This is a genomic window from Pseudoalteromonas sp. KS88, from assembly GCF_004766475.1.
In the GTDB taxonomy this organism is placed as follows: domain Bacteria; phylum Pseudomonadota; class Gammaproteobacteria; order Enterobacterales; family Alteromonadaceae; genus Pseudoalteromonas.
Genome location: NZ_PYHV01000015.1, coordinates 53,877 through 80,698, shown reverse-complemented (window position 1 = coordinate 80,698; position 26,822 = coordinate 53,877). Strand labels below are relative to the sequence as shown.

Genomic DNA, 26,822 nt, shown 5'->3' with positions numbered 1-26,822 from the left:
GATAGTGAAACAAGCGAAGAAGTTAATATAACTAAAGTAGATACTTGAAGACTTTATTATCAGAAATTCCAAATTTTAGTAAGTTTGATTAAATCGAACTTACACAAAATTTGCTTGGTGACAATAGCGTTTTGGACCCACCTGACCCCATGCCGAACTCAGTAGTGAAACGAAACAGCGCCGATGATAGTGTAGCATTTGTTATGTGAAAGTAGGTCATCGCCAGGCTCCAAATTAAAGAAACCCGTTACAGCAATGTGACGGGTTTTTTATTGTCTGAAATAAAGTGCAATAGCGACCCTCACAGCGTCAACCACTACACCGTAGCGTGGGTTGAGTATCACGAAACCCACGGATAAATAAAACCACGGACGATGAGATGTAGCATTTGTTATGTGTCTCTCTACCGCTGTGGGCACTACGCCATCCTACTGCGTAGCATTAGTTAAAGTATAGCTCTCTTCTTTAAGCCTCACAGCGTCAACCTGACCACCGTAGCGTGGGTTGAGTATTTGACACCCACGGATAAACGAACGCGAAGACCACTTTAGAGTCCAATATATCCCTTTAAAAGAGGTTAAGTTTTGTCGTGGTTAATTGCAAAATTCACGACATGCTCGTATTTTTTAGACATAAAAAAAACCGCTTAAAAGCGGTTTTATAGATTTGGTAGGTACTTTTATTTATACCCGTTAGGGTTATTACTTTGCCAACGCCAAGTGTCTTGCATCATAATATCTATACCACGTTCAGCTTGCCAACCTAGCTCTTTGAAAGCTTTTTCTGGTGCAGCATAACAGGCTGCGATATCACCTGGCCTACGTGGTGACAACTGATAAGGAATTTCCTTACCGCAGGCTTTGCTAAAAGCATTAAGCATTTCAAGTACTGAGTAGCCATTACCTGTGCCAAGATTATAAACATGTGCACCAGTATCTTGATCAATTTTGTTAAGTGCTTTTAAGTGGCCAAGCGCTAGATCAACTACATGAATATAATCTCGAACACCGGTACCATCCACGGTATCGTAGTCATCCCCAAACACGCCCAACTGCTGCAACTTACCTACAGCAACCTGTGAGATATATGGAAGTAGGTTATTTGGAATGCCATTAGGGTCTTCACCGATTAAGCCTGATTCGTGAGCACCCACAGGGTTAAAATAACGTAATATTGCAAAAGCAAATCGCTCATCAGATTTAGCGATATCTTGTAGCATCATTTCAACCATCAGTTTTGATGTGCCATAGGGATTTGTAGTGCCACCTACTGGAAAGTCTTCTTTAATAGGCAAACTTGCTGGGTCCCCATAAACAGTGGCAGATGAGCTAAAAACAAGTTTAAATACACCAGCATCGCGCATTGCATCCACTAATGTGAGGGTGCCTTGAACATTGTTTTGATAATATTCAATTGGCTTTTCAACTGATTCACCAACGGCTTTAAGCCCTGCAAAATGTATTACACTATCAATATTATGCTTATTAAAAACACCATCTAGAAAATTCTTATCAAGAATGTCACCTTGATAAAACTGCGTGCTTTTACCTGTTATCGTTTTCACTCTGTTTAGTGACTCGAGCGAAGAGTTACTCAAGTTATCAATCACAACAACATCGCTATTTTGTGCTAATAACTCAACGACGGTGTGCGAACCGATATATCCTGCACCACCTGTTACTAAAATTGTCATGAAATCTCCATAAATAAGCTTAATTAAGCTAATTTCACCATAAAATACCTGCTATTACATGTTTTAAATTTATTATTTTTTTGCATCGAGTTTTTTACTGTATCTTTGATTACACATTTTATATAAATGATAACAATGATAGTAAAAAGGATTAAGCTATAGTTAAGTTGTAGCTGCTAATATTTTAATCAAAGTCATCCCGAGTGTTTTTGGAGAATAATATATGAATACATTAAAAAAAATTGCTGTGGCAATGTTTGTTTTAGTTCCTGCATTTGCACACGCGGGTGAAGCGGTCGTTAAGTGGCATGATTTTGATGATTATCGTGACGTGCGCCCTTCTAATGATGTTAAGGGGGCTTATCATAAACGTATTGCCGCTAGTTTTGAGAAGCATTTTAATAAACTTGCTGCAAAACTACCTAAAGGTTATAAGTTTAATGTTGAGGTGACTGAGCTTGATTTGGCTGGTGATGTGCAGTTTGGAGGCATGAATGAGTTTAGAATTATTAAGCCAATTTATATTCCTCGTATTGAATTTAAATACTCTGTAACTGATAAAGACGGGCAAATTTTGAGTGAAAATAACAATGTTTCACTAAAAGATATGGGCTTTATGGATAGAATTAAAAGAGGGCGTGATGAAGAGTTTTACTATGATAAACGCATGATCACTGAATGGTTCGATAAAGAGATAATCCCTAAAGTAGATCCACAATAATGTATTTAAAGCGCTGACTTTTTTAAGTAAGCGCCTTTAAAATTATTTGAACGTTGATAATAATTGTAATAACTTTTGTAGTTTAAGTACTGTTGTTTTGAGCTTTTCTTCATCTAAACCATCTGAGCTTAAACTCTCAACATCTGCGGCAACGTCTAGTACGTAAGGTTTGAAGCGTTTAGCTTCGAAATCGAAACCAGCGTCTGCAGGGAATAGTGCTTTGAATTTTCCATGACCTTGTTGTTGAAGGTCATCTAACTTTTTATCAGCATCAAGTGATTGACGATAAACGATTTTTAAGTTGGCATTAAGTTGCTCAATAATTGATTCCATTTTTTTCCTAAAGCTTTAACTTGCAATGCCGATATAGTACTTGGATTGCAAATAAATGTCAGGTATTGAACTATGAATATATCAGGTGGAAACCTTCCAGCGATGACTGGTGCAGGTGAAAGTGCAGAGGTATACAGTGCTGCACTTGCTAAAAAGCAACAAAAAGCGGATGGTGCGGCTGCTCTCGCGCTGATTGAAGGCGCAGCAAATACTAGCGTAGCACAGACCCCCGCTAAATCTGTTACTGCAACTTTAGGCAACAACGTAAACGTGTACGTTTAAATCAGTTTAAGATCGATGGGGGTTTTGCTTTGCTGCCCACCAATTTCTCGAACGAGTTTAGGCACTAAAAATCCTGGCAATGCAATAAGCATATCTGCCATTATTTTACGTGCTTGTTTTTCTTCTATATCAAAGTGACTCGCGCCAGCTACTTTATCTAATAGGTAAAGATAATAAGGTAATATGTCTGCATCAAATAATGCTTCGCTTAATGCAATTTGTGCTGAGCTTGAATCATTCACATCTTTTAAGATTACCGCTTGATTCAATAATGTTACACCCGCTTTTTTTAATTGTTGCATTGCGGTTTTAAAATCATCATCTATCTCATTGGCATGATTAATGTGATTTATAAAGACTATTTTTAGAGGAGAGTTTGCTAAACGCTGGCACAGTTCATTAGTGATACGCGCTGGGATCACAACGGGAAGACGACTATGAATACGCATGCGCTTAATTTGCGGTAGCTGTTCAAGTTCATCCATAAACCAACTAATTGCATCATCTTTGGCCATCAGTGGGTCGCCGCCACTGAGAATAACTTCGTTGATATTACTGTCTGATTTTATATATTCTAATGCATCAAGTAAGCTGCGTTTGTTTAATTGATTTTCTTGATAAGGAAAATGACGACGAAAGCAATATCTACAATTCACCGCACAGCCCGTCTTAAACATAACCAGCACTCTAGACTTATATTTATGGAGTAAGCCTGTTTGTGTATTGTCTTGCTCTGCTAGCGGGTCGTTACTAAAACCTTTTTTTTCAATAAACTCTTGATGGCGAGGCATGACCTGCAATAAAAGTGGGTCGTTAATATCACCATAGCGCATTTTTTTTATAAAAGGGACAGGTACGCGCACAGGGAATAAACTGCGAGCTTTTGTGTCCTTTTCATGTACTTGGCTTGAAAGCCCGACCATTTCTAGCAAGGTTTTTGGGCAAGTAACTACATTAGCTAATTCTTTTTGCCAGTTTTTATGCAAATTTGCTTCATTTCTTTGTATCATTGGTAAGTAGATTACTCGAAAAATTATTAGACAGAGGAAACGATGGCGAATTATAGCACTAATGAGTTCAAGGGCGGCCTAAAAATTATGATGGACGGCGAACCTTGCAGTATTTTAGAAAATGAAATGGTTAAACCTGGTAAAGGCCAAGCGTTTAACCGTGTTCGAATCCGTAAGCTTATCTCTGGCAAAGTGCTTGAAAAAACATTTAAATCAGGCGAATCAGTTGAAGGCGCTGATGTAATGGATACCGATCTTGCTTATCTTTATACCGATGGTGAGTTTTGGCATTTCATGAATAACGAAACGTTTGAGCAAATTGCCGCAGATGAAAAAGCGTTGGGCGATGCTGTTAAATGGCTCGTTGAAAACGACCTATGTACTATTACATTATGGAACGGCAGCCCAATCGCTGTAACACCGCCTAACTTTGTTGAGCTTGAGATCACTGAAACAGATCCTGGCCTAAAAGGTGACACTGCGGGTACTGGTGGTAAGCCAGCTACATTAAGCACAGGTGCTGTAGTACGTGTTCCTTTGTTTGTACAAATTGGTGAAGTAATTAAAGTAGACACTCGTAGTGGTGAATACGTAGGCCGTGTTAAGTAAGTAATAACACTGTTTAATAGAATCCCGGCTTTAGGCTGGGATTTTTTTTGGAGAAAATTATGTCAGCAGATCTTTGGGAGCCAAGTGCACAGGTTGCAACCTTGCAGCAACGAGCCGAAATTTTACGGGCCATTCGCGAGTTTTTTTATCAACGTAATGTAATGGAAGTTGAAACGCCTAGCCTAAGCGCAGCAAGTGTAACGGATATCCATCTGGCTAGCTTTAAAACTCATTTTGTTGGCCCTGGTCATGCTGCAGGGCTCGATTTATACCTGCAAACATCGCCTGAATTTGCGATGAAACGGCTATTAGCGGCTGATAGTGGTGCTATTTATCAGATCTGTAAAGCATTTAGAAATGAAGAGGCAGGAAAGCATCATAATCCTGAGTTTACCATGATGGAATGGTATCGCCCTGGGTTTGATGAGTTTGCATTAATGGATGAAATAGATGAGTTAATGCAGTTAGTTCTCGGTGTAATGCCCGCAGAGCGTTTAACTTATCAACGAGCTTTCGAACAAGTACTGGGTCTTGATCCGCTAACGGCTTCACTCTATCAATTACAGCAACTTGCCATAGAGCAAGGTTTTGCTGATATTGCTGCAGATGAAACCCACCGGGACACGTTATTACAATTGTTATTCTGCATGAAAGTTGAGCCTACGATAGGCCAAGATAGACCTTGCTTTGTATACCACTTTCCAGCCTCTCAAGCCGCTTTAGCAAGCATTTGTGAACACGATGAGCGCGTTGCTGGGCGGTTTGAGTTGTATTATCAGAACATGGAGCTGGCGAATGGCTTTAATGAGCTTACAGACGCTCAGGAGCAAGCTAAAAGGTTTATGGATGATAATGTCTATCGTAAAGCAAATAACTTACCAGAAGTGCCTATAGACTCGCGCTTAATTAAAGCGCTAGAGCATGGCTTGCCGCAATGTGCAGGTGTCGCACTTGGGATTGATAGGTTAGTGATGTTAGCGACACAAAAACAAACAATAAAAGAAGTCATCGCATTTGATGTAGATAGGGCTTAATTGAAGAGCTAGGTACTAGGTAACTCGATGCTAGGAAATCCTAGTACCTAATAACCTAGCACCTATTAATTACAATTCGTATATGAACGTAACACCTGCAACCATTGGCTCACCAAATTGGGTGTAGGTATGTGTTTGCCAGCCGTCAGTTGGATCATTACCAAATTCGAAACCACGAGTAGGCACCTCTTCATCAAACACGTTACGAGCCCATGCACGTATTGACCACATATCCGCCTCGTAACCTGCAGTGAAGTTAACTAAGTTAACACTCGGAGCTTGCGAGTTGTGGCTATCAGAGAAGTAGTAATCATCTTTGCCTTCAACACCTATGGTCGCAAACAACTCGTTGGTAAAGTTGTAACGGGCAGTAAATGCGTATTGATATTTAGGTGATTGTGCTTGCTCGCGGCCATCTTGGTCTAAACCTGACTTTGCAACAAAATCGTTGATTTTAGTATTTAAATAACCAGCACTACCAGTCAAAAATAGATCATCGGTTAACTGATAACTACCTTCAATTTCAAGGCCGTAGTTTTCACCCGAACTTGCGTTATCAACATAGCCAGTAAACTTTTGGCCTTCTACTTGCCATGCTTTAAGCTGCATATCTTCGCGATACATATAGAATGCAGCTAAGCGAAGGACGAATTTGTCATCTAATGAGCTTCCTTTAACACCAAACTCACCGCTCCACAGATACTCAGGTGCAAAACTTGTATGATTTTGGAAAAAGTCGGCATCGAGGTTTAGTCCATCATCTTTCGCTTTAGCCAGTGCTTCTGAATTAATACCACCGGCCTTGTAACCACGGGTCAGGCTTGTGTAGATCATGGTGCGGTCAATAACTTGATACTCAAGGGCTAATTTACCACCAACCATAATATCGTCAGTATCATTAATAAAGCCATTGTTATCAGTGTAATCACCTTGGTACTGCTCAACACGTAGGCCGGTAACTAAAGTGGTTTTATTACCAATTGGTGTCGCTAATTGACCGTAAGCTGCAATGTTACTCGTTTCGTAAGTTGATAAAAATGGGTTTGCAAGCCAAGTATATTGGCGTTCTAGATCAACATCTCGGCCTTGGTAATAAAGCCCTGCGACCCAGTTTCCACCTTTACCGTTAAATTGTAGCTCAGCGGCTTGGTCTTGACGATCACGCAAGTAAACATCTGTCGAGCTATAACCCTCAGGATGAATGCCAGCAGCACACAGAGTTGGCTTACTAGTATCATTACACACCCAATCTTCATCAAAGCTGTAAAGGAGGTCACTATCAATACCTGATAGGTTTAAACTAACGTCAAACAAATCAAAGCCAGTGTAAATATTGGCAAGGCCAACAGCAATACTCTCTTGGTTATCCTGGCCTGGCTCATCAGCGACGCTATTACGGCTGTTATCAAGGGTAAATGCATCATAGCCGTTGTTGATATCAATGTAATGAACGCTTAGTTCTGAGCGTAAATGATCGCTAAGTTGGCTTTGTAATTTAAAGCGGCTAACCATTTCGTCTTGTTGTTGTGTTGGTCTATTTAGGTATAAGTTATCTTGGTAGCCATCAGACTCACGCTGGTAAATGCTACCGCGTATTGCTGTAGTGTCAGTAATGCCAACGCCTGCAGCTACACCAGCTTCATAACTGTTGTAGTTACCCGCCCCAAGCTGCACTTTTACACTTGGATCGAGTGTCGGGTCAGCTGATTCCATTTGAATCATACCCGCCATGCCATCAGCACCAAAGCGAGTACCTTGCGGGCCGCGATAAATTTCAATTTGGTCTACATCAAATAGTAATGAGCTGCCACCGAGTCCTGAGTAGTTAATACCATCAATAACTAATCCAACGGATGGATTAATAGGATCAACAAATTGAGAGCGTAAGCCCACGCCCCTTATTTGAATATAGCGTCCGCGAGATGCTCCAGCACTAAAGTTTACATTGGCAGCACTGGCAAGCATTTCATCTAAGAATGTGGCACCACGGTCATTAATTTCGTGCTTACTGAATAAACTCGCACTAGCGCTTAATGTTTGAATGCTTTCTTTTTGGAAGTCTCCAGTGACCACTATTTTTTCAAGGTCGGTATCTTCAGCAAGCGCTGGAACGCTCAATAATGGTAATAGTGCAGCAGTAATTAAAGGCAGACGTAGTTTCATTCGGTTTCTTAACTCCATTTCAGGGACGTGCATGATAACAACTATTCTCATTAAAGTCGTGATACCAGCTGTATAAATATGCTATAAACGCGCACAGTATACATAATTAGGAATATTAATATGACCTTTAAAGTGGATTTTAAAGTGCGTGATTATGAATGTGATCTGCAAGGAATTGTAAATAACAGTGTCTACTTTAACTATCTTGAACATGCTCGTCATGAGTTCTTACATGCCAATGGTATTGATTTTGCTAAACTTGCTCGCGATAAAATAAATCTAGTAGTCATGCGTAGTGAAATGGATTATAAGCAATCACTTAAACCAGATGATGAATTCTATGTAGTAGTAGAGCCTGAGCGCATTAGTCGCTTAAAGTTTGGTTTTCGTCAAACTGTGATACGTAAACATGATGATAAAGTAATGCTTAAAGCGCTGGTAATAGGTACTTCTGTGAATGAGCAGGGTCGTCCTTTTTTACCAGAAGAAATTGATAAGGTGTTTCAATTAGCCTAAATAAGCTTTGGTATTGAAAGTTTATTACTATCTTAGAACAATTTTTTACATTAAAAACATGCATTATTAACGGTATCTATGGTTAATTATTGTTATTATGTTCAGATTGAATTTTAGGTTAATAATTACATGAAATTAGCAGCAATACCGATGCTTATTATCGGTCTTTGTATTGGCTGCTCATCGACAGGGACAGTCACCAGTGAGCAATTAAAATACACTAAGTGGCAACTATCACGTGTAGATGGTTTAGCAATTCCTGCGTCATATAGCGCGTCGTTAAGTTTTATTGAAGCATTGCAAGTTAATGGCTTTGCCGGTTGTAATAAGTTTTTTGGTGAAGGTGATTTAACTAATAACCAGCTAAGTATTAATAAACTCGGTATGACGAGAAAATCATGTGGCGAGCAACTCGATCAATTTGAGCAACAGCTATTAGACTCGCTAAAGCAAGGTGCGCAAGTTCAGTTGCAATCGCAGCAGCTGATTTTAAATGGCGAGCAAACTTTTGTGTTTATTCCTGCAAGTTAACCGCTTGCAGGCTTACACCATCTAACGTACACTCAACCTCGAAATCAAAGAATTTTACTTGTCGGAGTGCCTTGAGTATTAACTTAAAGGCTGAGATCGCGAAAGCGGGATCCGTGAACCTGATCAGGCTAACACCTGCGTAGGGAACAAGCTGCCTTTACTGGTGCTTGTGCGCCATGTTTTGGCCACAAGTACTGTGGCTGCCAAGGTTGGTAGTATATGAATAATACCAATCTACGATCCATGTAGCACTTGCTACTCTCTATTGCGTTTGCAATATCTGACAAGACAACCCTTTTAGCAATGAGGTAAGTCATGTCAAACACATCAAATAAACCGTCTCGCCGCGAAACTCGTGCGGCTGCATCAGATTATATTTATAACCTTACAGGGCAACCATTCCCAAGTTCTCATAAAGTGTATGTTGAAGGCACACAACCAAATGTACGCGTGGGTATGCGTGAAATTACTCTTAGCGATACCTTTATTGGTGGCACTGAAGAAAACCCGGTTTATGAGTCCAATGCACCACTGCGTGTTTATGATACCTCGGGACCTTATACTGATCCGAATTTCACTTTAGATGTTCGCAAAGGACTTGATAAATACCGTGAGCAGTGGATTGAAAGCCGCGGTGATACCGAAATTTTAGAATCTGTAACCTCACAGTTTTCCCAGCAACGTATGGCTGATGAAGGCCTAGATCATATTCGTTTTGAGCACTTACCTAAAATACGTCGTGCTAAAGCGGGTAAAAATGTTACGCAAATGCATTATGCTCGCCAAGGTATAATCACCCCAGAAATGGAATATGTCGCAATACGCGAAAACATGGGCCGCGCGCAAATTCAGCAAGAGTTATTAGCGCAGCAGCACAAAGGTGAGTCGTTTGGTGCGAGCATTCCTGAGTTTATTACCCCTGAATTTGTACGTGATGAAATTGCTCGCGGGCGTGCAATTTTACCCAATAACATCAATCATCCTGAAACTGAGCCAATGATTGTTGGCCGTAACTTTTTAGTCAAAGTTAACGCTAATATTGGTAACTCGTCAGTTACTTCATCAATTGAAGAAGAAGTTGAAAAAATGGTCTGGTCAACCCGTTGGGGTGCTGACACCGTAATGGATTTATCAACAGGTCGTTATATTCATGAAACTCGAGAGTGGGTGGTGCGTAACTCACCGGTGCCAATTGGCACTGTGCCAATTTATCAAGCGCTTGAAAAAGTAAATGGTGTAGCAGAAGACCTTACGTGGGAGATTTTCCGCGATACCTTGATTGAACAAGCTGAGCAAGGCGTTGACTACTTTACAATTCACGCCGGTGTGCTGTTGCGTTATGTACCAATGACCGCTAAGCGTGTTACCGGTATTGTGTCGCGCGGTGGCTCTATTATGGCGAAGTGGTGTTTGGCACATCATAAAGAAAATTTCCTATACACTCACTTTGAAGATATTTGTGAAATTTTAAAGCAATACGATGTGTGTTTCTCACTGGGCGATGGCCTGCGTCCAGGCTCAATTGCTGATGCTAACGATGAAGCGCAATTTAGTGAATTACGTACTTTAGGTGAGCTGACCAAAATAGCCTGGAAACACGATGTACAAGTGTTCATTGAAGGGCCGGGGCATGTGCCAATGCATATGATCAAAGAAAATATGGAAGAGCAACTTAAGCACTGTGATGAAGCGCCTTTTTATACACTTGGGCCACTGACTACCGATATCGCCCCTGGTTATGACCATATCACCTCTGGGATTGGTGCGGCGCAAATTGCATGGTATGGCTGTGCCATGCTTTGTTATGTAACACCAAAAGAGCACTTAGGTTTACCAAATAAAGAAGACGTTAAAGAAGGTTTGATCACCTATAAAATTGCAGCGCATGCCGCTGACTTAGCGAAAGGTCACCCTGGTGCTCAAGAGCGTGATAATGCTTTATCAAAAGCGCGTTTTGAGTTCCGCTGGCACGACCAATTTAATATTGGTTTAGACCCTGTTCGTGCCCGTGAATATCATGATGAAACCTTGCCTCAAGAGTCTGGTAAAGTCGCACATTTTTGTTCTATGTGTGGACCAAAGTTCTGCTCAATGAAAATCACCCAAGAAGTCCGCGAATACGCCAAAGATCTCGAATCGCGTGGTATCGACCCTAATAATGTGGGAGATGCGATTGAAATTAAAATGGTTGATGTGGAAGCGCAAATGAAAGCGAAATCAGAAGAGTTTAAGCAAACAGGCTCAGAGATTTACCACAAAGTGATATAAGCGAAGGAGCTAGGTGCTAGGGAAGAGATTAGGCTCTAGGATGTTGTTAACCTAGAACCTAGAACCTAGAACCTAGAACCTAGAACCTAGAACCTAGAACCTAGAACCTAGAACCTAGAACCTAGAACCTAGAACCTAGAACCTAGAACCTAGAACCTATAGGGATTCTTATGTCTTACAATATTGCGGTGGTCGGGTTTGGCTTAACAGGGCGCTTGGCGGCGCTTGAATTAAGCTTAGCGCATAATGTGACCGTGTATGAAGCTGATGACGCTCAGGCGTTAAATAGTGCTGGGCGTGTTGCTGCCGCTATGCTTGCGCCTTTAGCTGAATCAGTATTGTGTGAACAAGACTTGGCGCTAATGGGGCTTGACTCAATAAGTCGTTGGCCCGGAATTTTAGCGCAGCTTGACGATACTGTGTTTTTTCAGCAGCAAGGCACACTGGTGGTTGCTCATCAACAAGATAGGGGCGACTTACAGAGCTTTACTGAACGACTAAAACCGTTAGCTAATCACCATGCTCAGCAATTAAGTGGTGCACATATTAGTGAGCTTGAACCTGAATTATCTGGGCGCTTTAATCAAGGCGTTTACTTACCTTGTGAAGGGCAAATAGATAATCAGGCATTTTATCAAGCAAGCTTTAAAACGCTTAAAGCGCGCGGTGTGAAGTTCAATTTTGGTGAAAATATCAATTGTCAGCAGCTACAGCAGTCACATGATTACATTATTGATTGCAGAGGATTGGGTGCTAAAAGTGCGCAGTGTAAGTTGCGTGGTGTTCGTGGAGAAGTGATTCGTTTACATGCACCCGAGGTTAACCTCACGCGCCCTGTAAGGTTAATGCACCCACGCTACCCATTGTATATTGCGCCTAAACCAAATCATGAATACGTTGTTGGCGCGACCGAAATAGAATCGCAAGATAATGGACCTGCAACGGTACGCTCAACCCTTGAGTTGTTATCGGCGGTGTATACGGTACATAGTGGGTTTGCTGAAGCACGTATTATCAACATTCAAACAGGTTTGCGCCCCGCATTTAGTGATAATCGCCCACAAGTAAAACACCAAGGTAACGTGATCAGTATTAATGGTTTATACCGACATGGCTACTTACTTGCACCAAGCTTAGTGGCTGAAGCGGTTTCACTCATTAAATAGGTTTAAAAATGAAAATAACAATTAACGGTCAGCCGTTTGAAACTGCCGAGCAAAATACGCTCGCAAATGTATTGATAGAGTTTGATGCTAAAGAGCCTTTTGCTGTGGCATTAAATGGCGACTTTGTGCCTCGAAGTCAAGTTCAGGCTACCGTGTTAAAGCAAGATGATAGTGTAGAGCTGCTATCGCCAATTCAAGGGGGTTAGTATGAATGATCCTATTGATGGTAGCTTTAGTATTTATGGTGAACAAGTAACAAGTCGCTTGTTAATTGGTTCTGCATTGTATCCATCTCCTGCGATTATGGCTGATTCAATCAAGGCATCTGGTGCACAAGTGGTTACTGTATCGCTGCGTCGCCAGCAAAATGCAGCTGCTGGGGATGATTTTTGGCAACTGATAAAAGATACAGGTTTAAAGATTTTACCCAATACAGCAGGGTGTCACAGTGTTAAAGAAGCGGTAACACTTGCACAAATGTGTCGTGAAGTATTTGCGACTGACTGGATAAAGCTCGAATTGATAGGGGATGAATATAATCTTCAGCCAGACCCATTTGCGTTGCTAGAGGCGACAAAAATACTGATGGATGATGGTTTTAAAGTATTACCTTATTGCACCGATGACTTAGTACTGTGTCAACGTTTAGCTGATGTCGGTTGTGAGGTACTAATGCCGTGGGGAGCGCCAATAGGCACAGGTAAAGGGTTATTAAACCAATACAATTTAAAGACTATACGCGAGCGATTACCCGAACTAACACTGATTGTTGATGCAGGCCTTGGTTTGCCCTCTCATGCCTGCCAAGCACTCGAGCTTGGTTATGATGGCGTGTTGTTAAATTCGGCTATTGCAGGGGCGGGTTGCCCTGTTACCATGAGCCACGCCTTTAAAGCGGCGGTTGATGCTGGGCGCTTTGCTTATAAAGCCAAAGCCATGCCAGAAAAAGACGTGGCCGCACCATCAACACCCACTATGGGTATGCCCTTTTGGCATCAAACGTAATAAATTAGGAATAACGATGAATCAAGTTGTTTGGACAATCGCTGGCTCTGACTCTGGCGGTGGTGCAGGTATTCAAGCCGATATAAAAGCCATGCAAAGTTTTGGCGTGCATGGCTGTACAGCCATTACAGCGCTTACAGCACAAAATAGTTTAGGGGTTGAATCGCTAAACCCCATTTCAACTGAGGTGATTGAATCACAACTACTTGCTTTGGCCAGCGACATGAAAGCAAGCGTGATTAAAATAGGTATGCTCGCCAACGTACAGCAAATACAGTTAATTAGTGAGCATATTAAGCATTATCAAGCCACATGGCCAACACCTCCTTTAGTGGTTTATGACCCGGTCGCTATTGCTAGTAGTGGTGATTTACTCACTGAAGAAGATACCGTCAGCGCAATAAAAGAATGTTTATTGCCGCTGGTGGATGTAATCACCCCAAACACCCACGAAACCCAACTATTAACGGGTGTTTATTTAATTGGCCCAAGCGCGGTTATTGAAGCGGCTGAAAAGCTGCAAAGCTGGGGAGCAAAAGCCGTGGTGATCAAAGGCGGACATTGGGATTACCCAAGTGGCTACTGCATAGATTATTGCCGCGAAAACGCCGCTGATGGCGTAAATGAGTACTGGTTAGGTAATGAAAAAATAGCTACACCGCATAGTCATGGTACAGGTTGTAGCATGGCGTCTGTTATTGCGGCGTGCTTAGCAAAACAATACCCTCTTAAAGATGCATTTATTTTAGCAAAAGCTTATATCAACCAAGGCTTAAAAGCAGCTGTGCGTTATGGCGAAGGTATTGGACCCGTCGCACAGACCTGTTTCCCACAAAATATTGATGATTACCCTCAAGTGATTGAAGCGGGAAGCTGGCTCGGTGATGAGTTGGATTTTGATGCGCCGAATGAGTTTACTATGGCCGCTAACTTTGCAGCGTGTGAAAGTAAGCAACTTGGCTTATACGCGGTCGTTGATTCTGTTGATTGGCTAGAAAAATGTTTAGCACAAGGCATTAAAACCGTGCAGTTACGTATCAAACAGGGCAGTGAAACCGAGCTTGATACTGCCGTGGCAGCCGCCGTTACCCTTGGTCAAAAATATCAAGGTAACGTGTATATAAACGATCATTGGCAATTGGCAATTAAACACGGTGTTTACGGTGTACATTTAGGCCAAGAAGATTTGTTAAAGGCGAACCTAGTCGCTATTAAAGAGGCCGGTTTGCGCTTAGGGCTATCGACTCATGGTTTTTATGAAATGCTTCGCGCACATAATTATCGGCCAAGTTATATGGCGTTTGGCGCTATTTATCCAACCACCACCAAAGATATGACCGGGCAAATTCAAGGTCTTGAAAAGCTCAAACACTTTGTGCCGTTAATGCAAGATTACCCGACAGTGGCGATTGGTGGCATAGACTTACCCCGTGCCAGTGAAGTGGCTGCAACCGGTGTTGGCAGTGTCGCCGTAGTAAGAGCCATTACCGAAGCTGATGATTATCAACAAGCTATTGCTGATTTACAAAGCGCCATAGGTTAATAAATAATGAGTGAGTTATCTGACAAAGAGCAGCTGCGGTATAGCCGCCACTTAATGTTAAAAGAAGTGGGTCATGCAGGGCAGTTAAAGTTAAAAGCAGGCCATGTGGTGGTGGTTGGTGCGGGCGGTTTAGGTAGCCCAGCACTGTTATATCTAGCAGCCTCTGGCGTGGGAGAACTCACTTTACTGGATGACGATAAAGTAGAGCTTTCTAACTTGCAGCGTCAAGTGCTCTACAAAGTAAATCATTTAGGGCAAGCCAAAGTATGCGCCGCTGGTAAAGTGCTTGGCAGTTTGAATAATCAAATCACAGTAAATACAATCGAGCAGCAATTAACTGATCAAAATGCCGAGCATATTTTTACCGGGGCTACCTTGGTGCTTGATTGCAGTGATAACTTTACAACGCGTTATACGGTGAATCGTTTTTGTTTAAAGGCAGGGATTCCGCTGATATCAGGTGCGGCGATAGCCAGTGAAGGGCAGTTAATGTGTTTTGATTTTCGAGAGACCGATAGCCCATGTTACGGCTGCTTGTTCCCAGAGCAACCAACAGAGCATGCGTTAAATTGTGATAATGCTGGCGTATTAAGCCCCTTACTGGGCGTGATTGGCTCTATGCAGGCATTGTTGGCTATTAACTTGATACTGGGTCACCACAAGGGGAGTCAGTTTGTACGCTTTGATGGATTGAGTTTGACGCAACAGCAGTTTAAATTAACTAAAACGCCCGAATGCACTGAGTGTGGAAGAGACTAAAAGCGCGAGCTAATACTCGCGCTTGTTATTGCTTAATTGTTTAATTATTTATTGTGGCAAATGGTGTGCCCATACGGGTTACCGTTTCAGGTTGCTGATCAGCTAAGATTTCTGCCTGATTAGCACCCCATGCTAAAATAACCGTAGAGCCAAGCTTAAAGCGGCCCATTTCTTCACCTTTTTTCAAGGTGATTGCGTTATCGCCCGTAGTTGGGTAATTCCAACTAAATACGTCTTTCCCTGCTGGTGGTGTTACCGTACCAGCCCAAACAGTTTCAATGCTAGCGACAATTGTTGCACCGACTAATACCATCGCAAGAGGGCCTATCTCGGTATCAAAAATTGCGACTACACGCTCATTACGTGCAAACAAGTTAGGCACATTTTGTGCTGTAAGCGGGTTTACTGAAAATAAATCACCTGGCACGTAAATCATTTTGCTCAATGTGCCGTCTATAGGCATATGAATACGGTGATAATCTTTTGGCGCTAAATAAATCGTCGCAAACTCACCACCTAAAAATGGCGCTGTGTCTTGCTCTGAGCCGCCAAGCAATGCCTGTAAGCTGTAGTCGTGACCTTTAGCTTGAATAAGTTGGCCGTCAACAATTGCACCAAGTTGGCTAATTGCACCATCCACAGGATGAGCGATTATGTCACTTTCGTTATTTAATGGGCGTACACCCTCTTTAAGCGGGCGGGTAAAAAACTCATTAAAGGTTTTGTAATGAGCGGGATCTGAATATTGTGCCTCGCTCATATCTATTTTGTATTGCTTAATGAATAATTTGATTAACCATGTTGTTAAGCCGCCAAGTCGTGCAGCCGCTAATTTCCCTACCATGCGCGATAGAAAATGTTTTGGCATTGCATATTGCATGGTAATTTTGAATTTATCTAAACTCACTTGTTTCTTCCTAAATTATACGCGCGGAGCACGAGCTCCAGCACGGCCATCGGCCATTGTTTCTAAAATTCGGTGGTAACTATCAAAGCGCAGCTCTGAAATATCACCATCATCAACCGCTTGGCGAATAATACAGCCAGGGTCGTTTAAATGTTTACAGTCGCGAAAGCGGCAACCGCCAATAAATTCGCGGAATTCTTTAAAGCACCAAGTTACACGTTCAACCTCTAAGTGCCATAAGCCAAACTCTCTAATACCAGGAGAATCGATAAGGTTACCACCTGAAGGTAAATGGTGTAACCGCGAAACTGTCGTTGTATGTTGACCAAGACCACTGTTTTCAGAGACTTCTTTTGTCAAGATTTCAGCATCAGGCAGTACGGTATTGACCAGTGTTGACTTGCCAACACCACTTTGACCAACAAAAATGCTATTTTTACCCACTAATGTTTGCTTTAAAGCATCGATGCCTTCTGCAGTTTTATTACTCACCAACAAAACTTGGTAACCGAGTTTACGGTAGATATCGAGTACTTCCTCAATAGCTTTAAGGCCTTGTTCGTCAATAAGGTCTATTTTATTGAGCACTAAAATAGGCTCAATCCCCATATCTTCACAAGCCACTAAATAGCGGTCGATAATATTTGCTGTAAACTCAGGTAATACCGCAGAAACCATTAATATTTGATCAATATTAGCCGCGACGACTTTAACGCCATCGTAAAAATCGGGGCGTGTTAATTGTGAGCGGCGCTCATGCATCGCCTCAATAACGCCCGCAATATCGCCTTCGCTGACTTTTGCTCGGCGAAATTGTACTTCATCACCGCAAACAATACCCTTAACAGTACGACGAATATTACAGCGCAGCACATCACCATTATCGGTTTCGATATCGGCATGTTGACCAAAACGACTGATAACCACCGCATTTTCAGCCGGGCCTAAATTGTCGTTTTGTAGTTGCTCGTTAGTCCCTTTGGCTGACTTATCGTCGGCATTGGACAAGCGTTTTTGATGATTAGCCTTGATCCTACGGGATTGGCCTTTACTTAATTTCTTCTGTTTTGCCACTTTTGGCCTATAACTTAGTTAAATGTCGCGCTTTTTGAAAAAAAAGCTTTAGGTCGACTGATGATACTAATATGATATATCTAAATGCGTTAGATCTAAAGGAAAGCACCGCAAGGTAATTATGTCTTTTCATAAATCAAATCTGATTTGGCTCGACCTCGAAATGACAGGTCTAGAACCAAGTACAGACAAAATACTCGAAATAGCGACTGTTGTCACCGATAGTGAGCTAAACATCTTGGCTGAAGGCCCAACAATTGCTATTCATCAAAGCGATGAATTGTTAGATGGGATGGATGAATGGTGTACCACTCAACACGGTCAATCAGGGCTTACGGCTCGCTGTAAGGCAAGTACTTATGATGAAGCTTACGCCGTTGATCAAACCATTGAATTTTTAAAGCAATGGGTTCCTGCTGGTGCATCGCCCATGTGTGGAAACTCTATTGGTCAAGACCGACGCTTTATGAATAAGTATATGCGTGAGTTGGAAGATTACTTCCATTACCGTAACTTAGACGTGAGCACTATTAAAGAGCTGGCTAGACGCTGGAAACCCGAAGTTTTAGCGCAAGTGAACAAAAAAGGCTCACACCTTGCACTTGATGACATTAAAGATTCCATAATGGAGTTGAAAGTCTACCGAGAAAAATTCTTTAATTTGTAAAAAACACTTGCAAACACATCGAATTATTGTAGAATCCTGCCCCGCTTAAGACGATAACCCCCGTGGGGTTAGTGTGCTTAAGCTGATTGAAATTAGAAGATGTGGCACTAGCTCAGTTGCCAGAACGTTTTACCGCGACTCGTCGCGCACCAACGAACAAATTACTGACTATTTTGAATGCGGCACTAGCTCAGTTGCCAGAACGTTTTACCGCGGCTTGTCGCGCACCAACGAACAAATTACTGACTATCTTGAATGCGGCACTAGCTCAGTTGGTAGAGCGCGACCTTGCCAAGGTCGAGGTCACGAGTTCGAGCCTCGTGTGCCGCTCCAATTTCTCACCAAAGAAATTGCAGTAGTTTCAAGATAAAGATATATTGCGGCACTAGCTCAGTTGCCAGAACGTTTTACCGCGACTCGTCGCGCACCAACGGACAAATTACTGACTATTCTGAATGCGGCACTAGCTCAGTTGGTAGAGCGCGACCTTGCCAAGGTCGAGGTCACGAGTTCGAGCCTCGTGTGCCGCTCCAATTTCTAACCAAAGAAATTGCAGTAAGTTACAAAAAGTAATAGATAATGCGGCACTAGCTCAGTTGCCAGAACGTTTTACCGCGACTTGTCGCGCACCAACGGACAAATTACTGACTATTTTGAATGCGGCACTAGCTCAGTTGGTAGAGCGCGACCTTGCCAAGGTCGAGGTCACGAGTTCGAGCCTCGTGTGCCGCTCCAATCTCTTATCTTAACATTTCATACTTACCAATACTCAGCTACTTTAAAATACTACTGTATCCAAAAAGCAATGCTTTAGCTCTTATCCCAAAGACAATACTCAATCACCTTTCTCGCTTTTTACTCAGTCGACTTGGTTACAAATTTTGCATCGAGTTTAAACAAACTTTAATTCTAAAAGATTTGTAGAGCTTGCTTTAAAAATAAAAAAGCCCAGCAAATAGCGACATTTGCTGGGCTTTTCTGTATTTATACCAATCCGCTATAATACTTAATTACTTTATAAAGCTATACAGCAGTGCAAGAACCGCTAAGCTACCCATAAATAGGATGAAATAAGCACTTTTTCCACGGTACTTTTTAAGTGCGGGAACTTTAAATACGGCTATCATTGGCATGATAAATAAGATCATGGCAATAATAGGGCCTGATAGTTGATCCATCATATCTAAGATGCTCGGGTTTTTAACTGCACAAAACCAGATAGCAAAAAACATAATTGCCACGCCTAACTTATCAGCGCTCTTCACACCTAGTTTGGTTTGCTTAGTGACTAAGCCATTAAAGCTTTCACGCGCGCCTAAAAAATGCCCTAAGAACGATGATGTTATGGCTATAAACGCCACTAGAGGGCCTAGGGTTGCTATAAATGAGTTTTCAGTGATGTTTGCTAAGTACGATAAGATAGATACATTTTGAGCTTTTGCCTGCGCCATTTGTTCTGTTGAAAGAGAAAGCACACACGAAAATACAAATAACAGTACAAACACAATCAATAATAAGCTGGTACGCTTTAAAATAGCTTCTGATTTTGCTGCTGCATCATTGCCATAGTGACCACGCTGCACGTTAGCAAAGCTTGAAATTGCCGCCGCATGACTGAATGAAAACACAATAATAGGCACCGATAACCACAGAGTTTTAGCAAAACCACTTAATTCAGGAAAAGCCATATTAGGCATTTGCCAGCTAGGAATTAAGTAAATAGATAAGAAAAATAAAATAGCGACTAGCGGATACACTAAAATGGCGAACGCGCGTAGCATGAGCTTTTCACCGCCCAGCATTAAGCTGATCATGCCAGCAACAAGTACACCCGAAAGCAATACCCTTGAAGGTGATTCCATGCCCAGTTGATTGACGATAAAACTATCAACTGTATTCGTTAGTCCTACACCATAAATAAGCAAGATAGGAAAGATAGATAAAAAGTATAACAATGAAATTAGTCGTCCGGCATTTACGCCAAAGTGCTCTTCTACAACATCGGTAAAATCAGCATCCTTATTATTGGACGATAAAACGAATCGCGCTAAGCCTCGGTGAGCTAAAAAAGTCATTGGGAAAGCTAAGCAGGCCAAAATAATTAATGGCCAAAAACCACCAATTCCGATATTGATAGGCAAAAACAGAATGCCCGCGCCTACAGCCGTACCAAATAGACTTAAAACCCACTGCGTATCGTGTAGATTCCATGTTGTTTTGTTTGTTGTCGATGTATCTAACTGCGTTACATCTTGATATGAGCTCATTTATACTCCACCAATTAGAATAATAATTTGCGGCAGGATATATAAGTTGAAGCATGAATGCATGTTTTGTCGATGTATTAACATAAGTATGCTGTAAGGTGTTACTTACAGATGGAAAGAATCGTTCTTTTTCTACCAAGACTGCTTATATTTTATGGATGGCTTGGCAGCAATGCGATTTATTTTTAGGTAGGGCATAACTTGTGTTGTGTGGTTGCTTTGTGTTTACGAGCGATATGTACTCTTCGTATTTATATTGTCACTTTAGACGGTTGTATAATTCAATTCTAATAGATTGATGTATTTAGTATTACGTGCTTTAAACAGCGTTCCAAGTTAACAAAATAGCTACCCTTGGAATTATACCCAAGCCACCTCAAGATGCGAGTGTCAGTTGGAGTTAAAAGTGATTTAGGCAAGGCATTGATTGCAAACAATAGTGGTTCTATTGTTAAAATCAATAACGCAGTATAAATCGCTTTTAAACCAACCCGCAGGGCGTTTCACAGGCGCTTACTCTCATCGTTGTTACTTCTTAAAAGGGATCGCCATTCTTGCAAAGTAACGCCTTGATATTAAGCTCCTGTGTAACGCTGAATTCTGCATCTTGAGGTAGCTTGGGTATTTATGTTTAAAGCACGCTTAATGAGCCTTATTCTTTTGTTTTGGCTGGATCTTTCAGCACAGACATTTTAGGTGGCTGAAGGGCAACAATGCGCTCTCCTTCCTGTGGTGGTTTTTCCATATTGATAGTGAAAGGACGAATTTTAATAGGTGCGTCGTCATCACTGTCCTTCTCCGAATGCAAAATAAACAAAGGAATAGCTTCATTATTAATTTCTTGGTATTTATCCCAGCTAAACTCTTCAGAAATTTTAGTTGAGCTTACCTTGCCTCCTTTGGCAATCAGGCTACTTAGTTTTGAATAAGCACCGCTCTCGCCAAACAGGATTTGCCGCGACAAGAAAGTTGCACTGTCCTTATTCGCTTTGGCATGGCTGGTAGAAGAGCGCAGTGAAAATACATTTTTTTCGTTTAATAAATGAGAAAAATACTGTACGCCCAGCGCGTTATGATGCCTATTAGGCGATAGTGCTAACACACTGCGTATTGTTGTTAGTGGTAAGTAGCGCTCTGCATGTTCAGATTGAGGGTTACCATAATAACAAGGAAGACCATCCATACGAGCCATTTTACAGTTCTCCCATGCTGGATCAGATAAATGGACAGGGATATTTTGATCTTTTAAACCACGTCCAATTGCGCGAGCAACATGGTTAGCCCCGATGATTAAGATTGTATTTGGAGAAGGTTGACGTACACCGAGTAGCTTAGCAACAGGGATCGCCGTTAAGCTTTGTAACACAACAGTGATAATAATAACGGTAAAAATTAACGGGACAATTTTTTCAGCATCAGCGACACCAGCTTCCATCATACTAATAGCAAATACAGAGCCTACAGCAGCCGCTACAATACCGCGGGGTGCGATCCACCCTAATACTAGGCGAGATTTGACAGGCAAATCAGAGCCAAAAGTAGATAGCGCGATACACACAGGTCGAGCAATGAACAACACAACCGCTAGAAAAATAAATACGTCACCGTCGAGCATCATTAAGTCAGAGAGCTGCAATCGAGCAGCAAGCAATATAAATAATGTCGAAATTAGAATCATCGACAAGTCTTCTTTAAACTCTAAAACAGAGTCAATTTCTAAGTCATCTTGGTTTGCTAACCAGATACCAAATACTGTTACAGCCAGTAACCCAGATTCATGGCTTAGGTGGTTAGAAATGGTAAAACTTATAAGCACTAAAGCTAATATACCAAATTTATGTAATTCAAATGGTAACCACTCTCTGCGAATCAACAAAGTTGTAAGCCAGCCTGCAACCACACCAATAGATAAACCTACACCTAGTGTTTTAAATAGTGCAATAAGGGTATGAACAAAGACTTCACCTTGGCCAACCAGCATAACAGCTTCAAAAACCAGAACAGCAAATAGTGCGCCAATAGGGTCTATAACAATGCCTTCCCAACGTAGAATACGGTCAATATCTTGTGTTGGTCTCATTGAATTTAAAAGCGGTGCTATTACGGTAGGGCCTGTAACAACAAGTACAGCACCGAGCACGGCGGCGACCCGCCAATTCAATTCTAAAATCCAATAAGCACTTAAACTAATAATAATGCAGGTGGCAATCATGCCGATAGAACACAAGTTTCTGACAACTTTACCAATCCCTTTGAGTTCCTTGAAATGCAGAGTCAATGAGCCTTCAAATAGGATAACAGCTACACTCAATGACACTACCGGGAACAACAAATCGCCAAGTAATGCGTCAGGGTCTAATACGCCAGTTGCAGGCCCAAGCAAAAGGCCGGTGAGTAATAAAAACAAAATAGCAGGAACGCGAAAGGCCCACGCTACCCACTGAGCTAGAACCGAACAAAGCGCAATCCCGGCTATATAAATGGCTGACATATATAAAGTATTCCTTATCTATTACTTTGATTTAGAGAAAAGACTATCAAACTTATAATACAGGGATATACACGTGTATGATCATTTCTCCTAATAGAATTTTAGCTGCTAATGATTTTTTTGTAGAAAATATCGTGGTTATTGAGCTAGTCCATTTCATTAAAAATTCATTATTCTTTAACATTATGAAATATATGGATAATTTATCCTATCGTCTTAGCATAATTAAGCGCATAAAATATAACCTTGATCTTACAGTTGATTTTAGCGTATTATAGTTAGTGTTCAAACAATTTGTTATCTAAATAGTTCTAGTTGAGCTATAAGCGAATACATATAGTTATTTTTAAGTTAGTGCGAATAAAGCTGATTTAAATGCAGGTTACTATATTTATTTGTTTAAAAATCAATAGTTTTTTGTTTTGAATAAAATTTGTATGTAATTACTCATTTTTGGGTATTGGTTTACTTGAAAGCATATTGCCTCTTAAAGGCTATTTTTATATTTTGAGTTGAATTATTACCTGTTCAATATTTGGCGCCCATCGTGGTGAACAAATCTCGGTCCTTAAGTCATCACCCTATCTGTTGGTGTATCTGACTTTAGAGGCTCTATGTATGTTGTTAATAAAGAAGCTTCACACAGCTTTTTACAGCGATGCATAAACAACACTTTTTATTTTACTTTATAACCGTTCAATCTAATGATTGGATGAAAGTTATGCTATATCTAAAATTCACTATTTCAGATAGAAATGGGCGTATTTTGCTGAGTGCTAAAAAGTGTATAGGAACATACAAATTGTAAACTCGCAGCTTAGTAATAGTGCTAAGTGATTGTTTTCTTACTTCTCTTTGAGAAGTTACAGTTAAATGGAAAGTTGAAATACATTATGCAAAAGTTAAATTGGCGACGTATTGTACTTAAAGTGGGTAGCGCATTAATTGCTCCTGATCAAGATGGTTGTCGCTCTCGTTATTTATTAACTATCGCACAGTTTATCGTTCGTTGTCGTAGTCGCGGCATTGAAGTTATTTTGGTTTCTTCTGGCTCTGTAGCAGCCGGTGCTCATCTATTCCCTGATCAGCAAGAACGTACAGTGACCATGAAAAAAGCCATGGCAGCTGCTGGTCAAACAGAAATGATGGCAATGTGGGACCGTTTTTTCGATTTCCCTTCAGCACAAATTTTGTTAACCCACGGTGATTTACGTGATCGTGAACGTTATGAAAGCATTCGTGAAACCGTATTCACATTATTAGAGCACGGTGTATTACCAATCATGAATGAAAATGACACGGTAACCACTGATGATTTAAAAGTAGGTGATAACGATAACTTATCGGCAATGGTCGCAGCTGCGGCAGATGCTGATGCGTTGATGATATTTTCGGATGTTGACGGTTTATACAATAAAAACCCGAACTTACATGATGATGCCGTATTACTTCCTGAGATAGAGTCTATAGACGAATCTATTTACGCGATGGCTGGCTGCGCAACCAGCGCAGTGGGTACAGGTGGTATGAAAACCAAGATAGAAGCCGCCGAGAAAGCAACATCACACGGCATTACAACTTACATTATTAACGGCTTTAAAGAGCAAACGTTTAACCAGCTACTTGAAGGGATCAACCCAGGAACTGTCTTTTTACCTTATGAAAAACCGATGCAAGAAGCTGTGCATTGGATGACTCACACAGCGAATGAGCAAGGTGAGGTTGTTGTTGAAGGTTCATTTGATGAATCACTTGAAGGTGAAACAGGTTGTATTCGCGGTGATGAAATTGTTGCCGTGCATGGTGAGTTTGCTATTGGTGATACTATCTTAGTTCGTAGTAACGATGGTACACGCTTAGCTAAAGCAACAGCTAATTACAGTAGCTGTTTATTAAATTTTATAGCCGATAACGAACAAAGCGAGTTTAGCGATAAGATGCAAGATTCGATTGGCCCAGTTATTTCAGAGAAAGATATCGCATTATTGGAGAAGTCATGAGTTTAATTACGGATATTTCACGTCAAGCAGCAAAAGCTGCACACCAGTTAGCTTTACTCGATACCGAGACAAAAAACCGTGTGCTGCTGGAAATGGCTAGCGCTTTAAGAGAGCAAAAAGCATTTATCATTAAAGAAAATGAGAGTGACTTAAGCGCGGCACGTGACAATAATTTAGCTGCATCAATGATTGACCGCTTAACACTGAATGATGAGCGCATTGAAGCGATGGCTGAAGGTATTGAAGTGATTGTTAGTCTTGAAGACCCTGTTGGTCAATTACGTGACATAACAGAACGTCCGAATGGCATTAAAATTCGTAAAATGCGCGTACCGCTTGGTGTCGTGTGTATGATTTATGAAGCACGCCCAAATGTAACAGCTGATGCGGGCGCATTGTGCTTTAAATCAGGAAACGGAGTAATTTTACGTGGTGGTAAAGAAGCGCTTAAAAGTTCACAAGCAATTGCAAGCGTAATGCACCAGGTATTAGAGAATAATGACTTACCGGCCGCACTTATTTCTGTCATCCCAGATCCAGACCGTGGATTATTAATGGAATTGATGCAGCAAAGAGAGAGCATTGATTTGATTATTCCACGCGGTGGTGAAGGCCTCATTAATTTTGTGACAGACAACAGTACTATCCCTGTTATTCAGCACTTTAAAGGTGTGTGTCATTTATATGTAGATAAAGACGCTGACTTAGAAGTTGCGGTTAATTTACTACTCAATGGTAAAACACAACGTACAGGTGTATGTAATGCGTTAGAAGGTTTAGTGGTTCATGAAGCCGTAGCCGATGAATTTTTAAACTTGTGTGCTGTAGTTCTTCGTCAAGAAGGTGTGAAAATAAACGCCGATAGTAAAGCAGCTCAATACTTTGATAATGCAACCGTGCTTGCTGACAGTGAGTTTGGTCAAGAGTACCTTGATTTAGAAATTGCTATTCGTGTTGTGCCTGATTTTGCAGGGGCAATTGATCATATTGCTCAGTTTGGTTCAAACCACACCGAGGTTATCTGTACTAAAAACCAAGATGCAGCTAAATTATTTCAGCGCAGTGTAGATGCATCAGTTGTAATGGTTAACGCATCATCACGCTTTTCTGATGGTTCACAACTAGGTTTAGGTGCTGAAATCGGTATTGCTACATCTAAGTTGCACGCATACGGCCCTATGGGCTTAGAGTCGCTTACAACTGAAAAGTACTTAGTGGATGGCGAAGGTCAAGTGCGCGAATAATCTAAGCTAAACCGCTGTTATGGGCGGTAGAAAATTAAATCGGTGCTGACGAATGTTGGGGCCGATTTTTTTTGCTCTAAATTATTAACCTGAACTCTGGATAATAAATCTATCTCCAGCGGCTACTTTCAACATTAACTGCGTTGAATTTACTTGNNAATAAATATATTTGTGATTTAATTTCAATATATTAGTACATCTCTTAACCAGAGTTCAGGTTAATTTATTAAAAAATTAAAATGATTTAATAAGATTTAAAATTATTGAAGGATGATTTAGTTCAGATGGTGTTTGATTTATTCTTTAGAAGAGGTAGGAAAGTGGTGGAGCTAAGCAGGATCGAACTGCTGACCTCCTGCGTGCAAGGCAGGCGCTCTCCCAGCTGAGCTATAGCCCCACATTCCTAAAGTTGCAAATTTTGCAACCCACTTGAGTTTCCCTTTCAAGCGGGACGAACTTTAATGAGATTTATAGATTTGGTCAAGTGTTTTTTAATTTTTTATGAAAATTCACGTAAGCAAAGTTTTTTTGATAGACTA

Annotated in this window: 23 protein-coding genes, 4 tRNA genes, 1 rRNA gene and 1 riboswitch; of the genes, 19 read left to right on the top strand and 9 right to left on the bottom strand. The window is 41.2% G+C overall.

Translation table 11 applies throughout. The features are described 5' to 3' along the window. The first annotated feature begins 113 nt into the window (after positions 1–113). Positions 114–228 (top strand): 5S ribosomal RNA (gene rrf / locus C7Y70_RS09970). 451 nt (positions 229–679) lie between these two features. Here rrf and galE read toward each other — a convergent pair. Beyond that, positions 680–1,693, bottom strand: a complete 1,014-nt coding sequence (gene galE / locus C7Y70_RS09965) for a UDP-glucose 4-epimerase GalE (protein ID WP_135474775.1) — start codon at positions 1,691–1,693, stop codon at positions 680–682. A 223-nt stretch (positions 1,694–1,916) separates the two neighbouring features. Here galE and C7Y70_RS09960 point away from each other — a divergent pair, with 223 nt between their 5' ends. Further along, positions 1,917–2,414, top strand: a complete 498-nt coding sequence (locus C7Y70_RS09960; RefSeq protein ID WP_135474773.1) for a DUF3016 domain-containing protein — start codon at positions 1,917–1,919, stop codon at positions 2,412–2,414. A gap of 42 nt (positions 2,415–2,456) precedes the next feature. On the opposite strand, the gene C7Y70_RS09955 is transcribed toward C7Y70_RS09960, so the two are convergent. Further along, positions 2,457–2,747, bottom strand: coding sequence for a prephenate dehydrogenase (locus C7Y70_RS09955; RefSeq protein WP_135474771.1), 291 nt, complete (start codon positions 2,745–2,747; stop codon positions 2,457–2,459). A 72-nt stretch (positions 2,748–2,819) separates the two neighbouring features. Between C7Y70_RS09955 and C7Y70_RS09950 the strand changes: the two genes are divergently transcribed. Continuing rightward, positions 2,820–3,029, top strand: coding sequence for a hypothetical protein (locus tag C7Y70_RS09950; protein ID WP_099297796.1), 210 nt, complete (start codon positions 2,820–2,822; stop codon positions 3,027–3,029). Here C7Y70_RS09950 and epmB read toward each other — a convergent pair. Next, on the bottom strand, positions 3,026–4,039 hold the full coding sequence (gene epmB / locus C7Y70_RS09945) for an EF-P beta-lysylation protein EpmB (protein ID WP_135474769.1): 1,014 nt from the start codon (positions 4,037–4,039) through the stop codon (positions 3,026–3,028). The two genes, C7Y70_RS09950 and epmB, sit on opposite strands and share 4 nt — an antisense overlap. Positions 4,040–4,081: 42 nt before the next feature. On the opposite strand from epmB, the gene efp reads away from it, so the two are divergent. Together efp and epmA are read left to right on the top strand one after the other, a co-directional pair. After that, positions 4,082–4,648, top strand: coding sequence for an elongation factor P (gene efp / locus C7Y70_RS09940; protein ID WP_099297804.1), 567 nt, complete (start codon positions 4,082–4,084; stop codon positions 4,646–4,648). Positions 4,649–4,707: 59 nt separating this feature from the next. Next, on the top strand, positions 4,708–5,682 hold the full coding sequence (gene epmA, locus C7Y70_RS09935; protein ID WP_135474767.1) for an elongation factor P--(R)-beta-lysine ligase: 975 nt from the start codon (positions 4,708–4,710) through the stop codon (positions 5,680–5,682). Between the two features lie 69 nt (positions 5,683–5,751). Here the strand turns inward: epmA and C7Y70_RS09930 are convergent, their stop codons facing one another. Beyond that, entirely contained in the window at positions 5,752–7,845 is a 2,094-nt protein-coding gene (locus C7Y70_RS09930; protein WP_135474765.1) for a TonB-dependent receptor, read from the bottom strand. Between the two features lie 120 nt (positions 7,846–7,965). On the opposite strand from C7Y70_RS09930, the gene C7Y70_RS09925 reads away from it, so the two are divergent. From C7Y70_RS09925 to C7Y70_RS09890, 8 genes are all read left to right on the top strand, one after another. Next, positions 7,966–8,361: an acyl-CoA thioesterase gene (locus C7Y70_RS09925; protein WP_135474764.1), complete on the top strand. Its 396-nt coding sequence runs from the start codon at positions 7,966–7,968 to the stop codon at positions 8,359–8,361. Between the two features lie 129 nt (positions 8,362–8,490). Beyond that, positions 8,491–8,892 carry an META domain-containing protein gene (locus C7Y70_RS09920; protein ID WP_245321468.1) on the top strand — a complete coding sequence of 134 codons (402 nt, stop codon included), beginning with the start codon at positions 8,491–8,493 and terminating at the stop codon, positions 8,890–8,892. A 52-nt stretch (positions 8,893–8,944) separates the two neighbouring features. Continuing rightward, a riboswitch (TPP riboswitch) is annotated at positions 8,945–9,055 on the top strand. Positions 9,056–9,207: 152 nt separating this feature from the next. Next, positions 9,208–11,160 (top strand): phosphomethylpyrimidine synthase ThiC, encoded by a 1,953-nt coding sequence (gene thiC, locus C7Y70_RS09915; protein ID WP_135474762.1) that lies wholly within the window; start codon positions 9,208–9,210, stop codon positions 11,158–11,160. A 170-nt stretch (positions 11,161–11,330) separates the two neighbouring features. Next, entirely contained in the window at positions 11,331–12,326 is a 996-nt protein-coding gene (locus C7Y70_RS09910; protein WP_135474760.1) for an FAD-dependent oxidoreductase, read from the top strand. A gap of 8 nt (positions 12,327–12,334) precedes the next feature. Beyond that, positions 12,335–12,532, top strand: a complete 198-nt coding sequence (gene thiS / locus C7Y70_RS09905) for a sulfur carrier protein ThiS (RefSeq protein WP_099297816.1) — start codon at positions 12,335–12,337, stop codon at positions 12,530–12,532. Between the two features lies 1 nt (position 12,533). Further along, entirely contained in the window at positions 12,534–13,331 is a 798-nt protein-coding gene (locus tag C7Y70_RS09900) for a thiazole synthase (RefSeq protein ID WP_135474758.1), read from the top strand. A gap of 16 nt (positions 13,332–13,347) precedes the next feature. Further along, on the top strand, positions 13,348–14,874 hold the full coding sequence (gene thiE, locus C7Y70_RS09895) for a thiamine phosphate synthase (RefSeq protein ID WP_135474756.1): 1,527 nt from the start codon (positions 13,348–13,350) through the stop codon (positions 14,872–14,874). Between the two features lie 6 nt (positions 14,875–14,880). Beyond that, positions 14,881–15,633, top strand: a complete 753-nt coding sequence (locus C7Y70_RS09890) for a HesA/MoeB/ThiF family protein (RefSeq protein WP_135474754.1) — start codon at positions 14,881–14,883, stop codon at positions 15,631–15,633. A 40-nt stretch (positions 15,634–15,673) separates the two neighbouring features. On the opposite strand, the gene asd is transcribed toward C7Y70_RS09890, so the two are convergent. Continuing rightward, complete coding sequence (gene asd, locus C7Y70_RS09885; RefSeq protein WP_180270464.1) at positions 15,674–16,540, bottom strand: archaetidylserine decarboxylase; 867 nt, start codon at positions 16,538–16,540, stop codon at positions 15,674–15,676. A 15-nt stretch (positions 16,541–16,555) separates the two neighbouring features. Next, entirely contained in the window at positions 16,556–17,614 is a 1,059-nt protein-coding gene (gene rsgA, locus C7Y70_RS09880) for a small ribosomal subunit biogenesis GTPase RsgA (protein ID WP_135474752.1), read from the bottom strand. 121 nt (positions 17,615–17,735) lie between these two features. Between rsgA and orn the strand changes: the two genes are divergently transcribed. The 4 genes from orn to C7Y70_RS09860 all read left to right on the top strand — a co-directional run bounded on the left by orn (position 17,736) and on the right by C7Y70_RS09860 (position 19,016). After that, positions 17,736–18,281, top strand: coding sequence for an oligoribonuclease (orn, locus tag C7Y70_RS09875; protein WP_135474750.1), 546 nt, complete (start codon positions 17,736–17,738; stop codon positions 18,279–18,281). Positions 18,282–18,538: 257 nt separating this feature from the next. After that, positions 18,539–18,614, top strand: a tRNA-Gly gene (locus C7Y70_RS09870). Positions 18,615–18,738: 124 nt separating this feature from the next. Continuing rightward, positions 18,739–18,814 (top strand) — tRNA-Gly (locus C7Y70_RS09865). 126 nt (positions 18,815–18,940) lie between these two features. Beyond that, positions 18,941–19,016, top strand: a tRNA-Gly gene (locus C7Y70_RS09860). Positions 19,017–19,291: 275 nt separating this feature from the next. On the opposite strand, the gene C7Y70_RS09855 is transcribed toward C7Y70_RS09860, so the two are convergent. Then, positions 19,292–20,548, bottom strand: coding sequence for an aromatic amino acid transport family protein (locus C7Y70_RS09855; protein WP_135474748.1), 1,257 nt, complete (start codon positions 20,546–20,548; stop codon positions 19,292–19,294). Positions 20,549–21,200: 652 nt separating this feature from the next. Beyond that, positions 21,201–23,039, bottom strand: coding sequence for a sodium:proton antiporter (locus tag C7Y70_RS09845; protein ID WP_099296880.1), 1,839 nt, complete (start codon positions 23,037–23,039; stop codon positions 21,201–21,203). Positions 23,040–23,932: 893 nt separating this feature from the next. On the opposite strand from C7Y70_RS09845, the gene proB reads away from it, so the two are divergent. Together proB and C7Y70_RS09835 are read left to right on the top strand one after the other, a co-directional pair. After that, complete coding sequence (gene proB / locus C7Y70_RS09840; protein WP_135474746.1) at positions 23,933–25,039, top strand: glutamate 5-kinase; 1,107 nt, start codon at positions 23,933–23,935, stop codon at positions 25,037–25,039. Then, positions 25,036–26,283: a glutamate-5-semialdehyde dehydrogenase gene (locus tag C7Y70_RS09835; protein WP_099296877.1), complete on the top strand. Its 1,248-nt coding sequence runs from the start codon at positions 25,036–25,038 to the stop codon at positions 26,281–26,283. The genes proB and C7Y70_RS09835 overlap by 4 nt, the downstream gene beginning before the upstream one ends. A gap of 321 nt (positions 26,284–26,604) precedes the next feature. On the opposite strand, the gene C7Y70_RS09830 is transcribed toward C7Y70_RS09835, so the two are convergent. Next, positions 26,605–26,680, bottom strand: a tRNA-Ala gene (locus C7Y70_RS09830). Positions 26,681–26,822: the final 142 nt, after the last annotated feature.